The following is a 2657-nucleotide window of genomic DNA, read 5'->3' on the forward strand; positions in this document are numbered from 1 at the left end:
GAAGCGAGGACTCGCAGCTGCGGCGACCGACTCCACTCTGAAGGGAGAAGACGGAATCGATGGCGGCGACCTTGCGGTCGAGCCACGACGACCAGGCTCGGACGAGCGGCCTCAAGCACAAGCAGGCAAGGCATCAGGTCGAGACTTGGGCGCGAAATCGAGTTGACGCATGACGTCCGATATGTCGCCCTTCTCGGACGAGTTGTGTGGAGAGCAACCGTTCGCACGGGGCGAGGCGATGCGTCCAGCCGGGGACGACGGCGTGACAGCAGCTCTTCGACCTCCTCGTTCGCTCCGGTTAGAGTGTCCACGTGACCTTCGATCAGATTGCGCTGTTCGCTCTCGTCTCCGCAGTCTTCGTCTTCCTGATCTGGGGCAAGTTCCGGTACGACCTCGTCGCGTTCGGGGCCCTGATCCTCTCCGCCGTCCTGGGCCTCGTTCCCAAGAACCAGGTCTTCTCGGGATTCGGCCACCCGGCAGTCGTCATCATTGCGCTGGTCCTGATCGTCAGCCGTGGACTCTCGCGCTCGGGTGCGATCGACATGCTCGCCCGCCCGGTGCTCGATGCCTCACGGGGTCTGCAGGCGCACATCGGCATCATGGCCGGCCTTTCGGCGGCGCTTTCGACCGCGATGAACAACGTGGCCGCACTCGCCCTCCTGATGCCGCTCGACCTCCAGGCCGCCCGCAAAGCGAAGCGCAGTCCGGCGCTCACCCTGATGCCGATCTCGTTCGCCTCGATCCTGGGCGGAATGGTGACCCTGATCGGCACGCCGCCCAACATCGTCATCGCGACCTTCCGCGAGAACGCCCTGGGAGAGCCGTACGGAATGTTCGACTTCGCACCCGTGGGGGCGGCGGTGGCCGTCGTCGGCGTCGCCTACGTAGCGTTGGTCGGCTGGCGATTCGTCCCCAAGGACCGGACCCGGTACGACGCGGTCCAGGAGCTCGAGGAACTGCGGGGCTATGTCGCCGAGGTGGGGGTGAACGAGTCGTCACCCTTCCTCGGAAAGCAGCTCCGAGATCTGGAGGAGCTCAGCGAGGAGAACGAGGTTCAGATCCTTGGTCTCGTGCGGCGCGGCCGGCGTCTGGCGGGCATGGCCTTGGACGAAGAGCTCCGCAAGAGCGACTTCATCGTCCTCGAAGGGGCTCCCGATGCGATCAACGATTTCGCGGGCGCCGCGGACCTCAAGCTCTCGGCATCGCGCAAGAAGAAACGCCTGGCTTCCGAGGCACTCGATCTGGTCGAGGCGGTGGTGCCGGCCGGCGCGCGAGTCGTCGGGCGCTCGGCGATGGACGTCGGCCTCCTCGCTCGCCAGGGTGTGACCCTTCTGGGAATCTCGAGGAGCGGTCGGCGGATTCGAGACCGGGTGCGAAAATCGCCCGTCCAGCCCGGCGACATCCTGCTGATGCTCGGGCCGAAGGATCAAATGCCGGATGTCGTCCATTGGCTGGGCTGCCTGTCCCTCGCGGAGCGCGGGCTCGAGGTCACGCAGCGCGAGAAGGCCTGGGTCGCCGTGGGCGCCTTCGTGGCCGCGATCGTGGTTGCGAGCCTGGGCTGGGTCTACCTTCCCGTGGCCCTGGCGGCGGTCGTTGCCCTCTACGTCGTGCTCAGGATCGTGCCCATCAACGAGATCTACGAGTCCGTGGAATGGTCGGTCATCATCCTTCTGGGCTCGATGATCCCGCTCAGCATCGCCATGGAAGAGAGCGGAGGAACCGCGCTGATCGCCAATCAAGTGGTCATCTGGACCGAGGGTATGTCGACGGTGACCGTGCTCGCCTTGCTCATGGTGATCACGATGACCCTCTCCGACATTCTCAACAACGTGGCCACGGCGCTCATCGCGGCGCCGATCGGTGTCGACATCGCCCATCGCCTGGACGCCAACCCGGACGCTTTCCTGATGGCCGTCGCGGTCGCCGCCTCCTGCGCCTTCCTGACACCGATCGGGCACAAGAACAACACCATCATCCTCGGCCCGGGTGGCTACAAGTTCGGCGACTACTGGAGGATGGGGTTGCCCCTCGAGGTTCTGGTGTTGCTTGTCGGGATCCCCATGATCCTTTACGTCTGGCCGCTGTGAGGGCGGACGGCGCTAGAGGTGAAAGAAAGACCCGATGCTGGCGTCCGTTCTTGGTCCGCTCAGCAGGAATCGTCCACCAATCACCATCAAGGTCAGACCATCGCATAGTCCGCACCTCGATTCCCCGCTGGGCTGTTGTGAGCTGCACTTTGAAAGTAGCCGCTATTGCCACCAAGGCCTCGGCGAGCGCAAGGCGCCATCGCGCTCGTCGGCAAGAACGACTGCGCCAGTGGCGGCTTCGCCGCCGTCGTGCGCGACCTGCGCAACGGCTCGCTGGTGAGCTGCGCTTCGCTCGGTCGGTAACGACCCACCAAGACGCCCGCCACGGGGTGCGGACGCTGGAGAAGAAAGGGGCCGACGGCCCCTCGCCTACTGCGGCCCCATGCTCATCCGCTTGTAGCCCGACGGTGGCTCAAAGGCGTCCGGATCGATGCGCAGGCGGCGGCCGCTGCGCAGGCTGGACTCGTCCTCGATCCCGCCGTCCTCGCCGTAGCCGATGGTGACGACCGGAAAGCCGTTTTGGAAGTTCTGCGTCCAGGAGTCCGCTCCGCCGAAGGGATCCTCGGCCCC

The 2657-nt window shown here is 65.5% G+C and carries 3 protein-coding genes; 2 read left to right on the plus strand and 1 reads right to left on the minus strand.

Annotation, left to right across the window (positions count from 1 at the left end; genetic code table 11):
* Positions 1 to 311: 311 nt before the first annotated feature.
* Complete coding sequence (locus tag GY769_13640) at positions 312 to 2087, plus strand: SLC13 family permease (GenBank protein ID MCP4202960.1); 1776 nt, start codon at positions 312 to 314, stop codon at positions 2085 to 2087.
* Positions 2088 to 2252: 165 nt separating this feature from the next.
* Positions 2253 to 2390, plus strand: coding sequence for a hypothetical protein (locus GY769_13645; GenBank protein MCP4202961.1), 138 nt, complete (start codon positions 2253 to 2255; stop codon positions 2388 to 2390).
* A gap of 66 nt (positions 2391 to 2456) precedes the next feature.
* Here GY769_13645 and GY769_13650 read toward each other — a convergent pair.
* Positions 2457 to 2657, minus strand: a 201-nt coding sequence (locus GY769_13650) for a hypothetical protein (GenBank protein ID MCP4202962.1), incomplete at its 5' end; no start/stop codon positions are given.

The organism is bacterium (assembly GCA_024224155.1).
Lineage (GTDB): Bacteria > Acidobacteriota > Thermoanaerobaculia > Multivoradales > JAHEKO01 > CALZIK01.